The sequence below is a fragment of the Haloferula sp. genome, from assembly GCF_049672945.1.
Taxonomy (GTDB): Bacteria; Verrucomicrobiota; Verrucomicrobiia; order Verrucomicrobiales; family Akkermansiaceae; genus Haloferula.
Map to the genome: position 1 here is coordinate 22,966 of NZ_JBATWY010000023.1, position 19,637 is coordinate 42,602.

General features: G+C 58.8%; 19 protein-coding genes. 13 read left to right on the plus strand and 6 right to left on the minus strand.

The window, feature by feature from the left end; translation table 11 throughout:
* Entirely contained in the window at window positions 1-570 is a 570-nt protein-coding gene (locus WBG04_RS02135; RefSeq protein ID WP_424312700.1) for an NADH-quinone oxidoreductase subunit C, read from the plus strand.
* A 29-nt stretch (window positions 571-599) separates the two neighbouring features.
* Complete coding sequence (locus WBG04_RS02140; protein ID WP_424312701.1) at window positions 600-1,364, plus strand: rhomboid family intramembrane serine protease; 765 nt, start codon at window positions 600-602, stop codon at window positions 1,362-1,364.
* Between the two features lie 7 nt (window positions 1,365-1,371).
* On the opposite strand, the gene WBG04_RS02145 is transcribed toward WBG04_RS02140, so the two are convergent.
* Window positions 1,372-2,208 (minus strand): hypothetical protein, encoded by an 837-nt coding sequence (locus WBG04_RS02145; protein WP_424312702.1) that lies wholly within the window; start codon window positions 2,206-2,208, stop codon window positions 1,372-1,374.
* Between the two features lie 118 nt (window positions 2,209-2,326).
* On the opposite strand from WBG04_RS02145, the gene galE reads away from it, so the two are divergent.
* From galE to WBG04_RS02165, 4 genes are all read left to right on the plus strand, one after another.
* A complete protein-coding gene (galE, locus tag WBG04_RS02150; protein ID WP_424312703.1) occupies window positions 2,327-3,328 on the plus strand; it encodes a UDP-glucose 4-epimerase GalE in 1,002 nt (333 codons plus the stop codon).
* 88 nt (window positions 3,329-3,416) lie between these two features.
* On the plus strand, window positions 3,417-4,118 hold the full coding sequence (locus WBG04_RS02155; protein ID WP_424312704.1) for a prepilin-type N-terminal cleavage/methylation domain-containing protein: 702 nt from the start codon (window positions 3,417-3,419) through the stop codon (window positions 4,116-4,118).
* A gap of 3 nt (window positions 4,119-4,121) precedes the next feature.
* Window positions 4,122-4,835 (plus strand): type IV pilus modification PilV family protein, encoded by a 714-nt coding sequence (locus tag WBG04_RS02160; RefSeq protein ID WP_424312705.1) that lies wholly within the window; start codon window positions 4,122-4,124, stop codon window positions 4,833-4,835.
* Between the two features lie 19 nt (window positions 4,836-4,854).
* Window positions 4,855-5,793, plus strand: coding sequence for a PulJ/GspJ family protein (locus tag WBG04_RS02165; protein WP_424312706.1), 939 nt, complete (start codon window positions 4,855-4,857; stop codon window positions 5,791-5,793).
* Between the two features lie 46 nt (window positions 5,794-5,839).
* Here the strand turns inward: WBG04_RS02165 and aroB are convergent, their stop codons facing one another.
* The 3 genes from aroB to WBG04_RS02180 all read right to left on the minus strand — a co-directional run bounded on the left by aroB (window position 5,840) and on the right by WBG04_RS02180 (window position 8,398).
* A complete protein-coding gene (gene aroB / locus WBG04_RS02170) occupies window positions 5,840-6,922 on the minus strand; it encodes a 3-dehydroquinate synthase (protein ID WP_424312707.1) in 1,083 nt (360 codons plus the stop codon).
* Window positions 6,923-6,971: 49 nt separating this feature from the next.
* The gene (locus tag WBG04_RS02175) at window positions 6,972-7,586 is read right to left on the minus strand and encodes an exonuclease domain-containing protein (RefSeq protein ID WP_424312708.1); all 615 of its coding nucleotides are present in this window, start codon (window positions 7,584-7,586) and stop codon (window positions 6,972-6,974) included.
* Window positions 7,587-7,657: 71 nt separating this feature from the next.
* Window positions 7,658-8,398, minus strand: a complete 741-nt coding sequence (locus tag WBG04_RS02180; protein WP_424312709.1) for a hypothetical protein — start codon at window positions 8,396-8,398, stop codon at window positions 7,658-7,660.
* A gap of 208 nt (window positions 8,399-8,606) precedes the next feature.
* On the opposite strand from WBG04_RS02180, the gene WBG04_RS02185 reads away from it, so the two are divergent.
* The 6 genes from WBG04_RS02185 to frr all read left to right on the plus strand — a co-directional run bounded on the left by WBG04_RS02185 (window position 8,607) and on the right by frr (window position 13,092).
* Window positions 8,607-9,452: a hypothetical protein gene (locus WBG04_RS02185; protein WP_424312710.1), complete on the plus strand. Its 846-nt coding sequence runs from the start codon at window positions 8,607-8,609 to the stop codon at window positions 9,450-9,452.
* A 45-nt stretch (window positions 9,453-9,497) separates the two neighbouring features.
* The gene (locus WBG04_RS02190; RefSeq protein WP_424312711.1) at window positions 9,498-10,130 is read left to right on the plus strand and encodes an adenylate kinase family protein; all 633 of its coding nucleotides are present in this window, start codon (window positions 9,498-9,500) and stop codon (window positions 10,128-10,130) included.
* Entirely contained in the window at window positions 10,130-11,074 is a 945-nt protein-coding gene (gene fmt, locus WBG04_RS02195; protein ID WP_424312712.1) for a methionyl-tRNA formyltransferase, read from the plus strand. Before WBG04_RS02190 ends, fmt begins: the two co-directional genes overlap by 1 nt.
* 39 nt (window positions 11,075-11,113) lie before the next feature.
* A complete protein-coding gene (locus WBG04_RS02200) occupies window positions 11,114-11,653 on the plus strand; it encodes a hypothetical protein (RefSeq protein ID WP_424312713.1) in 540 nt (179 codons plus the stop codon).
* A gap of 96 nt (window positions 11,654-11,749) precedes the next feature.
* A complete protein-coding gene (pyrH, locus tag WBG04_RS02205) occupies window positions 11,750-12,487 on the plus strand; it encodes a UMP kinase (RefSeq protein ID WP_424312714.1) in 738 nt (245 codons plus the stop codon).
* A gap of 38 nt (window positions 12,488-12,525) precedes the next feature.
* Window positions 12,526-13,092: a ribosome recycling factor gene (gene frr / locus WBG04_RS02210; RefSeq protein ID WP_424312715.1), complete on the plus strand. Its 567-nt coding sequence runs from the start codon at window positions 12,526-12,528 to the stop codon at window positions 13,090-13,092.
* Window positions 13,093-13,122: 30 nt separating this feature from the next.
* Here frr and WBG04_RS02215 read toward each other — a convergent pair whose 3' ends face one another.
* Complete coding sequence (locus tag WBG04_RS02215) at window positions 13,123-15,525, minus strand: hypothetical protein (protein WP_424312716.1); 2,403 nt, start codon at window positions 15,523-15,525, stop codon at window positions 13,123-13,125.
* A 73-nt stretch (window positions 15,526-15,598) separates the two neighbouring features.
* Window positions 15,599-16,921 carry a DUF1501 domain-containing protein gene (locus tag WBG04_RS02220; RefSeq protein ID WP_424312717.1) on the minus strand — a complete coding sequence of 441 codons (1,323 nt, stop codon included), beginning with the start codon at window positions 16,919-16,921 and terminating at the stop codon, window positions 15,599-15,601.
* A gap of 181 nt (window positions 16,922-17,102) precedes the next feature.
* On the opposite strand from WBG04_RS02220, the gene WBG04_RS02225 reads away from it, so the two are divergent.
* Window positions 17,103-19,634 (plus strand): protein kinase domain-containing protein, encoded by a 2,532-nt coding sequence (locus WBG04_RS02225; RefSeq protein ID WP_424312718.1) that lies wholly within the window; start codon window positions 17,103-17,105, stop codon window positions 19,632-19,634.
* The last annotated feature ends 3 nt before the right edge of the window (window positions 19,635-19,637 follow it).

A 19,637-nucleotide genomic window follows, 5' to 3' on the forward strand; every position in this document is an offset into this window, starting at 1 on the left:
ATGTCATCCGCTCAAGATGTCGAAGCCCTGAAGGGCAAATTTGGCGAAGCCGTCACGGGAACCATCGAGTTTCGCGGTGAGCACACGATCAATGTCACCCTCGCGTCGTTGCACGCGGTGCTGGAGCATGCGAGGAAAGAACTCGGGTATGATTTCCTGTTGGATATCTCGAGTCTCGACCATTTCGGCGAAGATCCCCGCTTCGAAATGGTTTATGAGCTGACGACGGAGAATGACCAAAAGCACCTTCGCGTGAAGTCGAAGGTCGGGGAAGAGGAGAAGGTGCCAAGTGCCACTGACATCTGGCTTGGTGCCGATTGGCATGAGCGCGAGGTCTACGACATGATGGGGATTGAATTTACCGACCACCCGAATCTCAAGCGGATTTTGATGTGGGAAGGCTATCCGTTTTATCCGCTGAGGAAGGATTTTCCGTTGGCGGGTCGTCCGAGTGAAATGCCGGATGTGGCCTTTACCGGTGTGGCGCCGCTTGAGGGTGGGCCGTTTGTTACCGCTCCCGGCACTGCTGATGTTGCCAAACGCGAGCCTCGTTCGCGGGCGATGGACTGAGTTTTTATTTCTCGCACACCCCGGAACCGATGCAGACTCCCACCATGCGAGGGGGATCTGCGTCCAAGTGGGGTGTTCTGGGGCGGGATATTCTCGAGGCCAGAACGACCCTGCTGGTGGTCTTGATTCTGGTGGTGATCCAGTTTCTGCTTGAGAGGGTGGGTGGTTCTCGTGATTGGCCCGAGATCTTCCTGGTTGTGGGTCTCAGCCGTCAGGGGCTGCTTGAAGGCTTGGTTTGGCAGCCCTTCAGCTATGCCTGGATCCACGGGAATTGGGTGCATTTGATGATCAATGCCTTTGGTCTGCTGGCGATTGGTCCCCGAATCGAAAGGATCGGGGGTGGGCGGCTTGTGCTGATGATCTTGGTGGGCGGCCTCCTGGCGGGTGGCTTGGTTCATTTGCTGATCGGCGGCGAGGTAGGTCTGACGCCGCTCGTCGGGATGTCCGGCGGAGTGACGGCGATGCTGCTGTGGCTGACCGGAGTTTCACCGGGATCCAAAATGTGGCCACTGCCGGTCTCGGGGAAGAATCTGGGCATCGGGCTGCTGCTGGCGTCGGCCATCTTGGCGCTGATGAATCCGAGCCTAGGGATTCCCTATCTCTCAGGAGTGGGCAGAATGCTCGGAGGCTACGCCGATGGAAGCGTCTCCCATGCCTGCCATCTTGGTGGGGGATTGTTGGGTTGGGGCATGGCGAGGTGGACCCTCCGCCCGCGAGTGACTCTGGCAACGCTCCAAAAAGAAAGGGCCCGCCGCGAATCCGCGGGCGGGCCCGATGAGAGGCTGATGCGTTGAATTGGGATCAGTTGAGGTTGCGGCGGGCGCGGGGGTCCTGCATGCGCTGCTGCTGCGCCTCCTGAGCGGCTCGCTGCCGACCTTGACGTTCCGCCTGACTCGCGGCGGCGCGCTGGCGTTGGGCCGCTTGATTCTGCTGCGCTTGGGCGTGAAGTTCGGCGTTGCGTGCGCGGACGGCCTCGACTGAGGCCTGGCTGCGTGCCCTCGTGTCAGCAATGATGGCTTCGCGCTTGTAGTGGTTCTCCGCTTGCCGATCGGCCAGATTCTGTTGGTTTCGATACTGGTTGGTCGCCTGGCGGGTAGGCTGGCTCTGCGGGTTCCGAAATGGATTCGTCGCTTGACCAGAGGGCTGCCTCTGCTGGTTCTGGTTGCCACGGAAGTTGGCAGCGGCGGTCGCCTGATTTCGTTGCCAACGTTCGACATTGGCGTCGTTTCGGACGCGGACCTGATTGGCCCAGGCGTAGTTTCTGGCTTGAAGCTGAGCCACGCGGTCCTGATTGCGGTTGAGGGTGCGACCGTTTACTCCATTTGGAATAGGGGCATAACCCTTCCCGCCCCAACCATAGGGGTGGGGGGCGTTGTAGATCGGGCGAGGCGTGTAGCCGCGGGGATAGTATCCGTAAAGGTAGGGGTCGTAGTAGCAGCTCCGGCGACGATCATAGTAGCAGCGCACGACAGGGTCGTAGAACCAGTAGTCGCTGCTGGTGGAGACGAATGAGGCGCTCACTCCTGAAACCCCGTAGCTGGATCCGTAGCCCCCGTATGAGGGATCGTAGTAGCACGAACTGAAGACTGCAGCGGCAGCGGCGACAAGCGTGGTTTTGATCAAGCGGGAATGATTCATGGTGCAGATTGAGACGGCTGGCAGCCTAATCTATTCACCTGAATTCGCCTGGTGTCTAGGGCTTGGATTGACAGTCACCGCCCGGAGGCCTTTTTTTGGGGCTGCCGAAAGGCGGATCATGACTCATTCCATCCTCGTTACCGGTGGTGCCGGCTACATTGGCTCCCACACCGTCCGACTCCTCGCCTCTCAGGGCCGCAAGATCGTGGTCCTTGATAACATGGCCTACGGTCATCGCGACGCGATCATCGACGAAGGAGTCGAACTGGTCGTTGGCGATGTGGGCGACCGGGAGTTACTCGAGAGACTCTTTGACGAACATGGATTTTCTGCCGTGGTTCACTTTGCCGCGTTTGCCTACGTGGGTGAATCGGTTACCGATCCTCTCAAATACTACCGAAACAATACGGCGGAGCCCCTGACACTGCTTGAAGTGATGCAGAAGAAGGCCTGCAAGGTGTTCGTGTTTTCCTCAACCTGTGCGACTTATGGAGTTCCTGACTCGATTCCCATCGTCGAGTCCACGCCGCAGGATCCCATCAATCCCTATGGGCGTAGCAAGCTGATGCTCGAATGGGTACTGCGAGACTGCGACGCGGCGTGGGGCCTGAAAAGTGCCTGTCTCCGCTACTTCAATGCCAGCGGTTCGTCAGCAGACGGGAAGATCGGCGAGGATCACGATCCGGAAACCCATCTGATTCCCCGGGTGCTGATGGCGCTTAGCGGAGAAATTTCTCATGTCGACGTCTTCGGAACCGATTACCCGACACCGGATGGGACCTGTATTCGAGACTACATCCACGTTGAGGACCTGGCTGACGCCCACGCCAAAGCCATTGACCTCTTGGCCGGAGGGGCTGATTCGATTCGTTGCAATCTCGGGACGGGGGTTGGAGTTTCCGTGAAACAGATCATTGACGCCGCAGAAGAGGTCACCGGCAAGAAGGTGCCGGTCAAATTCGGTCCAAGGCGCGAAGGGGATCCGCCGCAACTCCTTGCTGATGCGAGTCTTGCAAAAGAAGTCCTGGGTTGGGAGGCGCGCCACAAGGACGTTCGTGAGATGGTCAAGGGTGCTTGGGCATGGATGAATGGTCCCAGCTCAGGTCGCTTCGAAAAATAATTCACCGCGAAGTAATTGCGATGTAATCACATTACCGCTTGCCAAAGCCCCTGATTCGGGGCACTTGTTTTCAAAATCCGAATTCTCGATGAAAAGACCCAAACAACGTTCAAGAGCAGGTTTCACCTTGGTGGAGTTACTTGTCGTAATCCTCATTATCACCATCCTGCTGACCATAGGTGCGGCTGGCTTCCGCAATGCGGGGGGCAAGGGCGTGAGCACCGCCCTTCCTTCGACCGAAGCGATTTTCGACGAAGCTCGTTCCGTTGCGGTGGGTAAAGGGACCAGGTCGCGCGTTCTGATTGATGTGGACGACCCGGATTCGGAGAGCAACTACCTCCGGAGGATGTTCGTCGTTTACGAAGAAACCGACGACAATGGAGAGCCGATTGAGAATTCTTGGAAACTGGCCAGCAAGGCCTACATCTTTCCGCCGAAAACCTATTTCAGCCGGGTCTACAGCAAGAAGAATCACCGGGCCGGTTCCGGTGAACTGGAAAATATGACCTTGAGCGGCGTCTCGGGTCTCTACAATTCGGATGGTGACGGTTACCTCTACTACGAATTCAATGCGGAGGGCATCTGCACCACGGGATTGACTGGCACCGATTACAACGCGCCCAGTTTTGTGATCGGGAATGGGGCTCGCGCCAGGGGTAGTTTGGAGCCAAGAACCACCAGCGATGGCCGTCGCGATTTTGGTGGCTTTGTCATCTGGCGAAACGGGGCCACCTCGGTCTTCCGCAATCCGACGCAGATCATCGGTAGTGAATCTCCCACAGAATTTTAATCCATGAAGAACCCAAATATTTTCAAAAGCCGCCGGGGCTTCACCCTGATGGAGACCGTCATCGCGATTGGCGTATTGGCGCTTCTCCTCACCGGATTCCTCGCCGTCTTTGCTCCGGCTACCGCTGGCATCCGAAAGGCGATTGGCGTTCAGGAGGCGGATCGACTCGCTTTTGCGCTGCAGAAGGAACTCGTGCAACTCAGGGGGAATTCCCAAGGTCAGGACACCGGTTTCGAAAAGGCGTATGAATGGATTAAGGACTCCACCAACAACAACACGGCTCTGCTGGTCTATCAGTACCGCTCGCAAGTCGATGGGGCGCTACGTTCCGATGGAACCCCCACTCCGTTCACCGGAGCGGACGGCATCGCTGGTGAGGATTTTGTGATTCAGCCGATGGTTCGGCAGAAGAGCGATCCGGAACTGGAGAATGATCTCAAAGCTCTGGAAGGACGAGTCTACGCCGCCAAGCTGGTGCAGCTGGTGTTCAACAACAACGGTGAGCTCGAGCGGGGGCAAGAGGGTCAAATCAAATCACCAACGGGTGAAGGTAGTGGCGGAAGCGACGCGGATAGCTACCCGGAAGCGGTGATCGCATTCGCCGCAGAGTTCCACCTGCTGCCCAATTCTTCCTACAATTACATCAATGGGCAGAAGTTCAAGGTCGCTGAACTTGATTCGCCTGTCTTCACCCGCAACCTCGCGGTCCGTCGCTGAAACCCCACCGAATTTCTCCATGAAAACCCGCTCACCAAAAACCCGGAGCTCCGGCTTCACGCTTATCGAACTGATGGTTTCGATGGGCATCACCGCCATCATCATCACCGTGCTGGTCACGATCACCGGTGTCGCGACCGATACCTGGACCCGCAGCCGCTCGCAGTTGCGCGCGTCCCGTCAGGCCAAGGTGCTGATCGATACCATGGCCAAGGATTTCGAATCCTTGGTTTCCCGCCGGGGAGACAACATGGAGTGGATGTATGTCACCATGGATTCGAGTGCCAACCTCCCTCAGGTGGTCAAATCCGGTAGCGGTAATTCGAATGTGGCTTCCCTTACCTTCTTCACGGCAGCGACTGACCGCTACAACGGTCAGATCGGCGAGGCGGCTGACGCTGGTGGTGATGTTTCGTGCGTGGCCTACCGGATGCGCTTCCAGGATCCGATCACGGGTGACACGGGAGACAAGGATACTTCGACCTTCGTGTTCTACAGAATGCTCATCAACCCGGACGAAACCTTTGAGAAGCTTCTCGGTGAAGAGGATCTTGATACGGCATTTTCGTCATTTGAGAACGAAGTCACCAGTGAGGAAAATTTCATCTGTGAGAACGTGCATCAGGTGACGATTACCTTCCTTGTTGAAGTCACGAGAGAGGCTGGATCCGGTGGTTCGGCAACCCTCGAAACCGCTCGCGTCGTGCTCGATAGTACTTCGGGAGGCAGTGAGTTCCGGCTCAAGGGAAGTGGCATCGATCTTCAGAATGTGGAGATCGGCAATGGCTTTACTCAGGACGAGATTGCAGCCGGTCGCCTGACCGGGGTGGAGCTCAGTGTTTCCGTTCTTTCCGATGCTGGAATGATTCGCCGCAATGCAGCCGATGGATTGACGGACAAGGATTACGCGCGACAATCCTACCACTACTCGCGGGTTGTGGATGTTCCCGGTGGTTGATCGTCAGGGGCCTTCAGAGCTGACGGTTCGGGAAGTGAACCAATTACTATGCTTGTCGTAGGGCGTTGATCGCGTCCTCGAGGTCTTTCTTGCTAACGGTGTCGGCAAGAAAAGCATCTCCGGGTTCGCGGAGCAGGACGAAGCGAATGGCACCTGCGCTGAATTTCTTGTCGCGCGAGAGTCTCTCCATGACGGTGTCCGTGCTGATTTTTTCGGGAAGGACGGTGGGGAGGGAGAAGTGCTCAAGGAGCCGGTAGACCGACTGTGCGGCGTCCTGGCTGAGGCCTGCTTGCTTGCAACTCAGGTAGAGCGCGGCACGCAGGCCGAGGGAGATCGCTTCTCCATGCAGCATTTCTCCGTAGGGAACCGCCGCCTCGATGCCATGACCGATGGTGTGTCCGAAATTCAGCAGGGCGCGGGTGCCGGCGGTTTCGAGTTCGTCTGCTTCGACGATTCTCGCCTTGATGGCAATATTTCGTGCGATGAGATCGGCAGGGACGTCAGGGGAAGTGGGGTCGAGCTGGGCGAGTTCGTCGAGCATCGGGGCATCGCGAATGGCGGCGTGCTTGATGACCTCGGCAAAGCCTTCAAGGAACTCGCGGGAAGGCAGGGTGCGGAGCACTTCGGGATCGACGAGTACCAGGCGCGGCTGGTGGAAGGAGCCGACGAGGTTCTTGCCCACGGGAAGATTGATGCCGGTCTTTCCTCCCACGGATGAGTCGACCTGCGCCACGATCGTGGTTGGGATTTGAACGAAGGGCACGCCGCGATAGAAGATCGCCGCGACGAAGCCCGCCAGATCGCCGACCACGCCGCCACCAAGTGCAATAACGAATGAGCTGCGGTCGTTTCCTGCCGCCGCGAGCTCGGAGCAAAGTGAGGCCACTTGTTCGAACGACTTTGAGCTCTCGCCCGCAGGGATGACATGACGGCTGTAGGGGATTCCTGCAGCATCGAGGGAGGCCGCGAGGCGGTCGCCGTGGTGGGTGTCCACATTTTCATCGCTGATGACGGCGGCCTTTGATCCCAACCGCAGGGCGGAGATGCTTGAACCGGCACTTGAGAGGATTCCGGTTTCGACGATGACGTCGTAGGAGCGCTCAGCGAGATCGACATGAACAACAGGCATGGCTGGAGAATGGAGAAAGGTGGCTTGGATGCAATACCGACCCGCTGGGCTAACGTGACCGTTGCTGATGCCACTCGCGGGTGTCGGGGAAGACGAGTTGGGCGAGCGGAAGATCCACGAGGTCGAAGCTGGTGACAATGTCTTCGAGCAGCGCGAGCGAGGCGACGGTATCGAAAAGGGCATCATGCCAGTTGCCTTGCGGGCAATGGGCTCGAATGCGGTCCTCAAGCTTGCGATGAAGGCAAAGCGCCGAGAGTGAGTGCTCAGGGAGTTCGGGCCAGGCGGCACGGGACAGCAGCAGGGTGTCGACCCAGGGGCCGAATCCATGCCCGGGAAAGGCGCGAAGGAAGCGTTTTTCCGTGCCCTTGCCGTGAGCCACGACGACTGCTCCGGAAAGCTGGTCCCTGACCGTAGGCCAGAGCTCCAGCAAGGATGGGGCATCCTTGAGGTCCTCTTCACGAATGCCGTGAACTTTTTGGGCAGACCAGGTGATCGGTCCGGAAGATTTCAGATACGACATGAACGGCTTGCTGTGGCCGTCCGAGATCGACCAGTTGGCCAAACCGATCTGCACCGGGACATCCGTCCTACCCCGCGCGGCGCCCGCTGATTCAAAGTCGATCCCGGCGAAGCGAGCGAGGCGGATGGGCGTTTCCGGGGTCACGCCAGAAGCGATGCATTCGTCGGAGCGAAAGGAAAGACCTTTCAGTGATCCGATTTTCGCTTTGGCGGGATCTAAAAGGTCCAGCGCAAGCTTGCTCCTGCATAGAAAAAATCACCAAGGAGTAGGTCGCCGGGGAGGAGCACATCCCGGTTCAGGGCGAAGTTGTAGGCGGCGTGGGCCGTGACAGCGAAAGACGGGGTGAAGGCATACTCGGCGGCGAGGTTGAGCGTAACGTGGTTCGCGCCATTGTGACCATCCGAGATATATCCTTCGTTCATCCCGAACACCACAGCCGGCGCCAGGATCAGGCAGTCGTTGATTTCGTATTCATTGGCGAGGGTCAGCTCAATGAATGAACCGGATGACCCGAAGGAATAGTAGCTGTCGACCGCGACGACAAATCCGGCGGGCAAGCCACCCAAAGCCGCCCCGAGACCCACTTCGTTGTCGTGTTCTCCGTCCAAAGGGAAGCGGAGGTGGGTGTAGTTGACGTAGGCTTCGAAGTCCCCCCAGTTCTTGGTGAGTGCCGCATTGAGCTGAAGCTCATCGTAGTCGACGTCCGGGCTGTTGGCGTACCAGGCCCCGAGGGAAAGGTATTCCCATCCGGCTTCCACGGTGCCGGTGACCAGTCCGGCACCATCGAGGTTGTCGCGACCTTCGGAAACGTAGCGGCTTTCCAGACCGGCAAAAATCTGGACTTCGGCCTGCCCGCGGGCCCCCTCAGGACGATCAAAAATGAGATCGGGATCGATGTTCTCGGCATGAAGATTGGCGACTTGGAAACAGAGAAGGGTTAGAAGAGCAGGTCTCATGGGCGGTTTTGTAATCACGGATTTGCCCGAGTGATAGGCGAAATTGCATAAAAGTGCATACTCGGTATCAGTCGAGTTGGGCATGCCTCCTCATCGTCTCGGCGAGTGAAACGGCCAATCCCGGGCTTGCCATCGCGGCGGGCCTTGCGAATGGTCCGACCGCGCAATGCCGGATCGACGTGCACCATTTTGGCTGTGGCCGAATCTCTTGAGCCTGGACGCCCCGCTGGTTGCGGTGGTGTGGCTGTTCATGTTTTCGCGGGCGTGGCGTGTCGACTTCCATCCTTGGCAGTCGTATGCGGCGTTGGGGCTCACGGTCTGGATCATCTACGTGACTGATCGCTTGTTGGATGTCAGGGTGCGGAGTGCCAGTGATCCGAGCCTGGGGCTGCGCCACGACTTTCATGCGAAGCATTGGAAGGCTTTTTCGGTGGGTTTGGTGGTCGCGGTCCTGGGGGTCGTTTGGCTGACTTTGAAGGCGCTGCCGGTCGAGGTGATCCATTATTCGATCCCGATTGTCGTGATGGTGGGAAGTTTTTTTGTGTTGGTAGTCATGGCACCCAAGACCAGTGAGATTCCCTATTTCAGGAACATTCTGGCGGGCATGACTTTTGGTTTGGGGACATCTCTGGCCGCGCACATCTACATTCCGATGGAGTCGTTCATGGAGATGATCGGTTCCAGAGAGGTCATTAGTTTCGGGGTGCTCTGCGTCCTCAATATTTCGGCGATCCACCTTTGGGAGCACTCGCGGCGCACGGATGATCCGGAGATTCGGGCGGCTGACGAGCTGAGTTTGACGCTACCGCTGATCCTGCTGGGAGCGGCTGCGCTATGGTTTGCGTTTCAAGACAACCCGGGGATGTTCGGTAGCTCGATGAAGGGTGGCGAATCCCAGACTCGACCATTTTTTTATGCCGTCATGGTCTCTGCCGCTCTCTTGCAGGTCATCAATCGCACGCGTGATCGTTTTTCGATGGATGCGTTGAGGTCATTGGCCGATGCCGCGATGATCGTGCCCTTGCCCTTGTTCATCGTCTTTTCGGGGAGTTGATCGGCGCTTGCGGCAAGGTGGGGTGGTCCCTAGCTTCGCAGCTTCATGATCAAAGCACTTGAGGTTAAACGACCGGCCTTTCTGATCCTCGGTGCGCCGGGGTCGGGGAAGGGAACGCAGGGGAAAATCCTGGGGACGATTCCACGATTCTTCCATTGTGCCTGTGGCGATGTGTTCCGTTCGCTGGATACCCGGACTCAGATCGGACAGCGCTTCGTGCAATTCTCGAGACGTGGAGAACTGGTTCCCGACGAACTGACGGTCGACCTTTGGAAAGCGCAGGTGGATAACTGGGCGGAGGGTCATGTTTACAAACCGGACATCGATTTCCTCGTCCTGGATGGCATCCCGCGGAACGTCCAACAGGCGGAGATGATCGACAAGTTTCTCGACGTTCATCAGGTCTTCCATCTTTCCTGCCCGGATCGCAGTGAACTGGCCCGACGCATGCGCAAACGGGCCCTCAAGGAGAATCGACTCGATGACGCGTCCGAGGAGGTGATTCAGCATCGCATTTCCACCTACGAAGCCGAGACCAAGCCGATGCTCGAACACTACTCGGAGGCTTTGGTGACCCAGATCGATGCCACCCGACCGCCGGTAGAGGTGCTTGGAAAGATCATTTCAAAAGTGGTGACTCTTCCTGTTTACCAAGCGTCGTCCGATCAGGTCGTATAATGACGAATCCAAGGATCATCTTTCTCGGGACCGGTGAGATCGCGATTCCCTCGTTTCGATTTCTTGTCGAAGGCGGAAATGGTCCGCTTGCCTTGGTCACCCAGCCGGATCGTCCGGCCGGGAGACGTCGCGAGCTCAAGCCTCCACCGATCAAGGAAGTGGCGGTGACTGCCGGCATCCCTGTGCTTCAGCCGGAGAGCGTGAAGGTAGGCGAGGCCTTGGACGCGATCGAGGCGTTGAAACCCGATCTCATTATCGTGATGGCCTATGGCCAAATCCTGCCGCGACGACTGATCGAGATGGCTCCCTTGGGTTGTGTGAATCTGCACGCATCCCTGTTGCCCAAATATCGAGGGGCCGCGTGCATCCAGGCGGCAATCGATGCAGGGGACAAGGTCACGGGCGTGACCCTGATGCATGTGGTTCCCAAGCTCGATGCCGGCGACGTGATTCTCGCGAAGGAGACACCGATCGGAGACGACGATACGGCGGGAAGCTTGCATGACCGCTTGGCCGAGGTGGCGCGAGATGCCCTCGAAGCAGGGCTTCCGGCGCTTCTCGAAGGACGGGCGGGACGGACGAACCAGAGCGCGATTGGGGAAATCAGTCACGTTTCCAAGCTGGATCGCGTCGACGGGCGCATTGACTGGTCCTGGCCTGCGTCGCGGATTGAGCGGCGTCTTCGCGCCTACGACCCTTGGCCGGGATGCTTTACGACCTTTGATGACGGTACGGGTTCGAAGCGACTCAAGGTCTTTCCTGCGCGCGTGGTTGGCGATCCCGGGACTCCCGGTGCGGTGACGATCGAGGAAGGGAAGGTACGGGTCGCCTGTGGAGAGGGCAGCCTGCAGCTTGGCGATGTGCAGGCTGATGGCTCAAGGCGGATGCCGGCGATCGACTGGAGCCGTGGCTGGAAGGCAGGTGCGGTCACAGGTCTCGATTGATTGCCGCGGATCTCCGTGTCATGCTAGCCCTTACTGGATATGAAAGTTCTTCTTCTTTGGGTGGTTCTGCTGGCACCACTTGCAGCCACTACGATTTCCGTTGTTCCGATCTTCGAACCGGTGAGTCTGCATGACACCGATGTGGATGAGGTGATCACGGAAACAGGAGAAGCGCTTCAGGCGACGGTGATTTCCAGGCCAATGGCGCTGACTGGCGCGTTTCCGGAAACCCTGATCGAATCGATCCGGACGCCTCATCGGCTCCCGAGCAACAACCCGAATTACACGGTTGAAGAGGTCAATCTTCTGGTGCTCTGCAATATCGGGATTTCCGCTGAGGTCGATGACGATGGACTGCTGGTCAAATTCGACGTCGCAAAGCTTTCCATTCCGGAGGGAGTGGATCTGACGGTGCGCCAGGTGCTCAAACTCGGCATGGTCGCGGTGAGGAAGACGCTGGAGATTTATCAGGCACCTCAGTCCGAGCCATTACTCGTGCGAATTCGGATCATGGGAACCACGGAAGGCACGGAATCGCTGACCGAACTGAACTCGGAGTTCGAGCTTGAGGGGGATTGAGGGTCATGGATCAGGAGGCGGACTTCAAAACCGACACTCCGGGGTTTTTGCCCTTTCATGTCAGAGCTCGGATTGCTTTGATCATGCCCACAGCACATGAGTTCCGAAGAGCCCTCCCCCAGACGCCGCGTTATCCTGAAATTGAGCGGTGAAGCCCTCCGGGAAACGGGGAGTCGAGACAATATTTCGCCTGAGATCGTTGAGCGCATTGCCAGCGAGGTCAAGAAGGCGGTGGATACCGGCAAAGTGGAGCTCGGCATCGTGGTGGGTGGCGGAAATTTCTGGCGAGGCGCATCAGCGAGTGCCCGCGGAATGGACCGGGCCACCGCAGATTATGTCGGCATGCTTGCGACGGTCATGAACTCCCTCGCACTGCAAGGCGCCCTCGAGCACAAGGGAGTGCCATGCGTCGTCCAGTCGGCCATCGAGATGAAGAATGTGGCGGAGACTTTCATTCGCCGGAAGGCCGCCAAGCAGCTTGAGGACGGCAAGGTCGTGATTTTCGCCGCTGGCACCGGTAGCCCGTTTTTTTCCACCGACACCACGGCTGCCCTGCGCGCCAGTGAAATGGGTGCCGACATGGTTCTCAAGGCGACGATGGTCGACGGGGTCTATGATTCCGATCCAAAGAAAAATCCCGATGCGAAGCGCTTTGATCGCGTCAGTTTTCAGGAGTGCATCAGCCGCCAGTTCAAGGTAATGGATGCCACGGCATTCAGTCTGTGCATGGACAACCGGATTCCGATCGTGATCTTCGATCTCGGCAAGCACGGCAACGTCACCGACGCCATTCTCGGAGCGGACGTGGGCACGGTGGTGGACGCCAAGGGATGATCCTCGTTTGTTAGAAAATAGCCAATCACACAATAGTCATGGAACCTGCAGAAGCTCTCCTCGAAACCGAAGTCACGATGCAGAATGCCGTCGAGCACCTGGTCCACGAATTTGCCTCGGTGCGCACCGGCAAGGCATCACCGGGACTGATCGATAACCTTGATGTGTTTGTTCGCAGCTACGGTAGTCAGATGAAGTTGAAGTCGCTGGCGGTGATCAGTTCACCCGAGCCAAGGATGTTGGTGGTCTCTCCATTTGATCCGGCCACGACTCCGGAAATCGAGAAAGCGATTCGTGAATCCAAGTTGGGATTGAATCCGGTGGCGGCTGATCGCTCGATCCGGGTGCCGATTCCCGAGCTTTCCGAAGAAAGGCGTCTGGAGATGACCAAGCTGGTCAAGCAACTCGGCGAGGAAGCCAAGGTGCGGATCCGTGCCGCCCGCAAGGAAGGAATGGATGCGGCGAAGAAAATGAAGGCCAACAACGATCTGACGGAAGATGGTCAGAAAGATCACGAAGCCGAAGTCCAGAAGCTCACCGACAAACACGTCAAGGAAGTCGAGGAACACGTCGCCGCCAAAGAGGCGGAAGTGATGAAGGTCTGAGCGGCGTGATGGAGTGACCGTTGGCCGTCCTTACTTCGCCTGCTTGCGGAGTTGTTCGAGCCGTGAGAGCGGCTTGGCGGAAGGGTTTTTATCTTTCGGCTTTTGGTCCTCGGTTTTTGAAGCGACTTGTTTCGGGGAAGGTTTGTCGATTCGCAGGGTGCCGCCGTGGCCGGTTTGGTGGAGAATCGTGGAGCTGTTGTCAGGGATTTGGATGCGGAGAAAGAGAGCGCTGTGCTTGCCGACCGCGGCATCTTTGGCGACTTCGATGGGAAAGGTGATCTGCTCGGTGCCGTGGACGAACTCGAGGGGTTTCGTCTTGGTCCCATGAGGTAGCCCCATCAGTTCAGCCTTCGCGACCCCTTCGAATTTCTTGAGGTGTTCGAACTGGGAAATGACGGAAATATTTCGTCCCTGTTCGGTCGCGCTGAGATCGATGCTTGCGGTCAGCCAGGGCTCCGTGACCTTGAGCGGCACGAGGGAGCTGGAGACGACCACCGGTCCATTCGGTGTGTTGGCTTCGGCAAGCATGCAGATCTTCCAATCCCCGGCCGGCGCATCGGCGTTGGCGTTGATCTCGTAGTCGATCTCCGACTTGCCTTTTTCCAGTTTGATGGTGGCGGGTGAGCCGATCCCGGGTGGTTTCCAAAGGAAGCGCAAGGTGATGGCTTCATCGAAGCCGTCCTTTCGCTGGGCCCGGACCTTGAGTTTGATGGTGCCTCTCTGAACGATCGGGGTGGGTGGGGTGTCGAGCGAAAGGGTGAAGGGCGCTTCATCGACCACCGCGACGGCGATCTTTTCTGAAAAGGTCGAGTGATAGGGGCCCTGGTTGTTGACTTCGATGTGGTGGATTTCTTCGCGCAAGGGGCCGGAAACCTCAGGGGCCTTGTCGCCGGTGGCACGGATGGTGAAGGAATGGTAACCGCCAGCGATGGGTGCGTCGGCAGCGGCTTCGAGCACGATCGGGAAGCTGTTGAGTGACCGGGGAATGGGAGGGACGTGCATGCGGATTCCCGAGGGTAGAGGGTCGCTTTCAAACAGCGCATCGCAGGCAAGATTGCTGCGACTGATGTTGACGACCGTGGCGTAGCGGTTGCCGCGGGGAACCGTGAGGACTTTTTTCACCTGCGATTGGTTCCTCTCCGCGACGGGGAGGGTGGCGGAGATCGCGGGGGAACGTTCAGTCACTTCCAGCCGGTAATGGAAGTCGGGTGCGAATCGCATCAGCTTGTCGCGGACACTGACGCTGTACTCGCCGTCCTCAGGGCAGGTCCATTTAAGGAAGGAGTCGGGTGAGCCTTGGTCATCGTTGTTGACCAAACCCTTGCTATTGGAATCGTGGATGATGATGACGGAATCCAGCGGCGAGCGCAGGCTTCGGGCGAGGATCTTGAAGTCGAGGTTTTGCCCTTTTTTCGCGGTAAAGCGGAACCAGTCGATATCCTCCTTTTTCGAAAGGATTCCGTGGACGGCGAAGGGAATGGCTGGGGCTGGAGTGGCGGCCTTGAAGCCTTCGTTCGGTTCGATTTCCGGCGTGTGTTCGAGGGGAGAGACCTCGATCCAGTTCGGGGAGGGTGAGAGCAGGCCATCGCGTTCACTGAAAATGGGATAGCGACCGGAAGCTGCGGGTGGGATGGTAATGGTGCGGGTCAGCTCGCCGGAGGGATCGCCGATGAAACGAAAGTCGAGCGTCTCGCCGGGTTTGGCGCCCGGAGGAAAAGCGGCCGTGGGTCGGGGGAAGCTTCCGATGTGAAGACGGTAGCGTGAGGCATCGTTGCCTTCGTAAGCTGCTTCGCGAACGATGATCCGATACTCGCCGTCCGCCGGGGCGACGATGGATGCGAAGGCATCGGTGTAGAGCAGGGTGGCATCGTCGCAGGCGGCGAGTTCGAAGCGTTTGGGATCGAGGATGGCGACGTAGGCATCGAAGAAGAGCCGACCGAGGCGCATGGCTTCGACTTCGACCGAGAGCGGTTGGCCTTTCTTGAGGACGACTGAATAGACGTCTTCGTCCTCTGACTTGGCGACTCCCTGGACAGTGGTGTTGAGTTCAACAGCTTGGGGGGATTCGAAGTCGTTGTTCGGTTCCTTTTCCATGACGGTCGGGAACTGCCCGACCCAAATACTACGCAGGAACGAGACGCCGCCACTGGTCCGGAGCCGAAGGGGATGTTCGCCGAGTTCCGCGTCGGGCGCGATGCGGATGCGTGCGGTGACTTGCTTCGGGTTCTTTTCCTCGAGCTTGAGGACCTCGATGCCGGGCCTGTGAAAGAGCAGTTCGGCCGGTTGGTCGAGGCGGGCGCCGTGGAGATGAATGTCGAGTTCTGTGCCGCGCTGGGCACCGCACGGGTCGATGCGGACGAGGTCGGGAGTGAAGGAGGCGTGGGAGGCCAGAGTGAGGAAGGCAGAAAATAGAATGGCGAGAGGGCGGTGCATGAAAGTCGGACTATGGGCGTTTCGTTTGCTGCGCTGGCTCGCGAAGCGATGACGGACCATCGCACTTTGGAGGCTACGCCAGGATCGACTCAAGGACGCTGCCGCCGTCGACGATCTCGATCGGGCGGTTGCCCGGGGCCATCAGTTCCTTGTCGGCGGTGATGCCGATCTGTTTGTAAATCGTGGTGGCGAGGTCGGCGACGGTGACGCCATCGGTATCGACTTCACCGCCGAGGGCGTCCGAAGCACCGTGGACGTAGCCCTTTTTCACCCCGCCGCCGGCGAGCATGGTGGAGAAGACACGCGGCCAGTGATCGCGGCCGCCGGTGGGGTTGATCTTTGGCGTCCGTCCGAATTCCGAGGTGACCATGACGAGGGTGGAGTCGAGCATGCCGCGTTCCTCGAGATCGTTGATTAGTGCGGCAATCGCCTTATCGACAGGGGGAAGTTGGCTCTCGATGCCTGCCTTGATGTTGTCGTGATGGTCCCAGCCACCTGCGGTTAGAGAGACGAAACGAGTGCCGGCTTCGATGAGACGACGGGCAAGAAGCATGCGCTGGCCTGCCTGGGTCTTGCCGTAGGTTTCCTTGGTCTTGTCCGATTCGGCATTCAGATTGAAGGCCTCGCGTGCCTTTTCCGAAGAGATCAGTTTGTAGGCGTGCTGATAGAAGGCGTCCATCGAGTCGAGCGCATCGGATTCCTCGAGGGTGCGGAAATGATGATCGACGGTTTCGAGGAGGGAGCGCCGGCGGGCGAAGCGTTCTTCACTGACATCGCCGGGGAGGTTGAGATCGCGCACCTTGAAGTTGTTCTGCTCGGGATTGGATCCGAGGGCGAAGGGGCCGTAAGCGGAGGAGAGATAGCCGGAATTGGCGAATTCATTCGGGACGTTCGGGACGCAGACGTAGGGAGGGAGGTTGTTCTTCGATCCGAGTTCGTGCGAGATGACGGATCCGATCGAAGGGTAGTCGACGGCTGGCGACGGGCGGTAGCCGGTGAACATGTTGTGGGTGCCCCGTTCGTGGGCGGCCTCGCCGTGCGACATCGAGCGGATCACGGTGACCTTGTCGGCCAGTTTGGCGAGATGGGGGAGTTTCTCGCCAAACTGGATACCCGGCAAGCTGGTGTCGATCGCTCCGAACGGGCCGCGGTATTCGGCGGGAGCGTAGGGCTTGGGGTCGAATGACTCCTGGTGGGACATGCCACCGGGCAGGAAAATGTGGATGATCCCTTTTGCGGGGCCATCTTTCGTCTCGTAGAACTTCTGAGCGGCCGCGGCTTTTTGCTGGAGGAAACCGGGCAGGGAGAGCCCGAGTCCGCCGAGCATGCCGACGTAGAGGAATTCGCGGCGTGAGGAGTAGCGGGCGAGAGGATTTCCAGGGCAGTCGGATTTCATGAGAAGATCATGGGGCGTTCCGAAACAATACGGAGTCCGCCGCCGAGGCTTTTCAGAATACTGAAATGATCGATTGGGGCGATGATTTTGGAGTTGGGAGCTGCCGGGAAGCCATATTCTGAGAGGAAAAGGTGGCGGATTGCGGGGTTGGCGAGTCGGAGATGGTCGCTAGACTTTCGACATGGAGTCGCCCCATCTGGATATGTTCACGGAAAGGGAACTGTTGGGGTCGGGTCCCAGCGGGGCGGTTTTCCGTGCGGTGAAGTCCGATGGATCGGTGAAAGCGGTGAAGCTTCTCGATGGGATGGCGATCAATCGAGCGGTGCTTGAGGCGGCCTGCGCCCGGCTTGAGCGGGGTGGTTGGCCGAAGGGGATCCTGCGGATTGACGAGGCCGATTTTCGTGCTCGTCCCGCCGCCCGGTTGACGGCTTGTCTGGCGGATCAGGCGGCCGACGGCACGTGGCGGCCGCGCAGTTTGCAGCACCAGCTTGAGGAATTTCCCGGGGAGCGATCATGGCCGGTGGTGGTCGGTTTAGCGGAGGCGCTGGCGTCCCTGCACGACCGGCGGGTGGCGCATGGCAATCTGAAGCCCGGCAATGTCTTCATCGACGATGAGGGCGAGGTGGTGCTGACCGACTGGGCGCTGGGTCACATGCCCGGGATTGGGCATATGGAGTTCACGGATGCCTGCCTTTATCATCCCCCCGAGCAGCTGCGTTCCTCGGACGGCTATCTTGAGGAGGAGGGCTATCGGTGGGATGTCTTTGCTTTTGGCGTGATGGCGTATCGTTTGTTGACCGGGATGTTTCCGCGCTGTGATGCGACTTTCCAGGAGGCGGCTCCGGTGTCCGGTGAGACCACCCGGGATGGGATCGCGGCGGATCTCGGGAAGATTGCAAATTCGCTTGAGGCCCAGGCTTCGGTGAGTTGGCCCGAGGAGCCGAAGAACGCGCTTGAGGAAGGCTACCGCGAAGTGATCGATACCTGTCTGGCTCTCGATCCTCTGGCGCGACCGGCGAACGGCATGGAGATCCGTCGACTACTACGAATCTCGGAGGTCGCCGTCGAAGAGGAGCTCAAGCGGGAGGAGGTCCTCGATCAGCGTCGGCATTCCCAGCGCTCCGCATGGCGGGCAGGTGTGGCGGCCGGAATACTGGCGGCGGCTGTGGTGGTGCTGGCCATGCTCTGGCAGCTGACCCGCACCCAGCTGCAGACTTCGATCGACGAGCGGCAATCTGAAGTCGAGTCGCTGACGGAGCAGGTCGACTTGGCCGAGCGTCGGCTTGATGTCGCGATGAAATCGGAGAAGGAGGCGCGGGAGACCTTGCAGACGGAGTCGACCATCTGGCTGGCAAGGATTGAGGAGTCGAGGTCGATTGGTGATCGCCTTTTTGCTTGGGCGATGGAAAAGGGGAACCGCAACCTGCCACCGCTTGATGGTCGTGAGCTCCGGCTGGCACGCTTGGAAAACTACTATGTGCATTTCCTGGAGCGCACGGCTGAGGTTGAGGGACTCGAGGATGAGAGGGCTCGCGCGAGATTGCAGTTGGCGGAGATTTCGCTGGCGAGTGGCGATGCGGAGAAGGCGGCAAAAAGGCTTGAAGAGGCGATCGCCGTGGCGGGTGAGATCGAGGAGGCGGGGGCTGAGTTGAACCTGCGTCTGGCGACTGATTACCTGATTCTCGCGCTGCTCAGGCAGCAGAGTAATGACCCGCAAACCGACGCCAGCTTTGGCGTGGCACGGCAGGCATTGGAGGCAATTCCCCAGGCGGAGGTTGATGCGGACCGTGTGACTCAATTGCTTGCGATTCTCGGGATTCACGAGTCCCGCCAGCTGGCTGCGGCTGGTGAGGAAGCCAAGGCGCTGGAGCTATTGCATCGGGCGACCGAGGATCTGAATCGTCTGGTGGCGAATCGGCCCGAGGCGGCGATTCTGCGTTCGGAATTGGTTTCGTGCTATCTGTCGTCTGCCACCATTTTGGACGGCATGGGGGAAATGGGAGATGCACGAACGGTGCGCTCTCTGGCGGCGGATGTGCTGGTCGACCTGATCAAGAAGAGGCCGTCTGACTTGGAGCTGAGGATCGAGTTGGCAGGGTGCTATGGGGCGATTGCGGAGTCGTCCTTGATTGCCGGAGACTTGAAGAATGCCGAGGCGATGTCCAAGGCGGCGGTGAAGTTGCTGTTAGAAGTTTTGCCGCAGCGGCCGGACAGCGTTGTCGCCCGCTCGCGGCTGGCGGCCCAGCGGGGTTTGATGGCGGGCATCCTGCGTGACCGTGGGGAGCGGGAGGAGGCGATCGAGCTTTACGATGAGGGCCTGCGTCTGATTGAAGGCCTGACCCTTGGTGATGATGCGGACCCCGTCGCACGATACCGCTTCGCCCTGCTGACTTGGGAGAAAGGGCGGATGCTCGGTTTTTCCGGGGACAGGGAGAAGGAAATCACTCATGAGCAGAAGGCGGTCGCCATCCTTGAACAGCTTCTCGATGATCCCTACGCTCTGTCGCGGGGAGAGCAGATCCGTCGTTCTCTGGGCTATGTCCTGGGTGACATGGGACATGCCGCGCAGCTGGAAGAGAACAAGGAGCTGTCGGCCGAGGCCTTTTCCAAGGCGGTGAAAATATGGGAAGAGTTGAGTCGTGAACGTCCCAGCAACGAAGAGTATCAGGAGGCTTTGGAGTGGAACCGTCAGCGACTTGGCGCGCTCGATTAAGAG

Bases quoted from the DNA above. Each gene is read 5' to 3' on its own strand.
- WBG04_RS02190 (WP_424312711.1), top strand. From the start codon at position 9,498: ATGATCAAAGCACTTGAGGTTAAACGACCGGCCTTTCTGATCCTCGGT.
- WBG04_RS02220 (WP_424312717.1), bottom strand. From the start codon at position 16,921: ATGAAATCCGACTGCCCTGGAAATCCTCTCGCCCGCTACTCCTCACGC.
- frr (WP_424312715.1), top strand. From the start codon at position 12,526: ATGGAACCTGCAGAAGCTCTCCTCGAAACCGAAGTCACGATGCAGAAT.
- WBG04_RS02225 (WP_424312718.1), top strand. From the start codon at position 17,103: ATGGAGTCGCCCCATCTGGATATGTTCACGGAAAGGGAACTGTTGGGG.
- pyrH (WP_424312714.1), top strand. From the start codon at position 11,750: ATGAGTTCCGAAGAGCCCTCCCCCAGACGCCGCGTTATCCTGAAATTG.
- WBG04_RS02155 (WP_424312704.1), top strand. From the start codon at position 3,417: ATGAAAAGACCCAAACAACGTTCAAGAGCAGGTTTCACCTTGGTGGAG.
- WBG04_RS02140 (WP_424312701.1), top strand. From the start codon at position 600: ATGCAGACTCCCACCATGCGAGGGGGATCTGCGTCCAAGTGGGGTGTT.
- WBG04_RS02180 (WP_424312709.1), bottom strand. From the start codon at position 8,398: ATGAGACCTGCTCTTCTAACCCTTCTCTGTTTCCAAGTCGCCAATCTT.
- WBG04_RS02135 (WP_424312700.1), top strand. From the start codon at position 1: ATGTCATCCGCTCAAGATGTCGAAGCCCTGAAGGGCAAATTTGGCGAA.
- WBG04_RS02215 (WP_424312716.1), bottom strand. From the start codon at position 15,525: ATGCACCGCCCTCTCGCCATTCTATTTTCTGCCTTCCTCACTCTGGCC.
- WBG04_RS02145 (WP_424312702.1), bottom strand. From the start codon at position 2,208: ATGAATCATTCCCGCTTGATCAAAACCACGCTTGTCGCCGCTGCCGCT.
- galE (WP_424312703.1), top strand. From the start codon at position 2,327: ATGACTCATTCCATCCTCGTTACCGGTGGTGCCGGCTACATTGGCTCC.
- WBG04_RS02160 (WP_424312705.1), top strand. From the start codon at position 4,122: ATGAAGAACCCAAATATTTTCAAAAGCCGCCGGGGCTTCACCCTGATG.
- WBG04_RS02165 (WP_424312706.1), top strand. From the start codon at position 4,855: ATGAAAACCCGCTCACCAAAAACCCGGAGCTCCGGCTTCACGCTTATC.
- aroB (WP_424312707.1), bottom strand. From the start codon at position 6,922: ATGCCTGTTGTTCATGTCGATCTCGCTGAGCGCTCCTACGACGTCATC.
- WBG04_RS02200 (WP_424312713.1), top strand. From the start codon at position 11,114: ATGAAAGTTCTTCTTCTTTGGGTGGTTCTGCTGGCACCACTTGCAGCC.
- fmt (WP_424312712.1), top strand. From the start codon at position 10,130: ATGACGAATCCAAGGATCATCTTTCTCGGGACCGGTGAGATCGCGATT.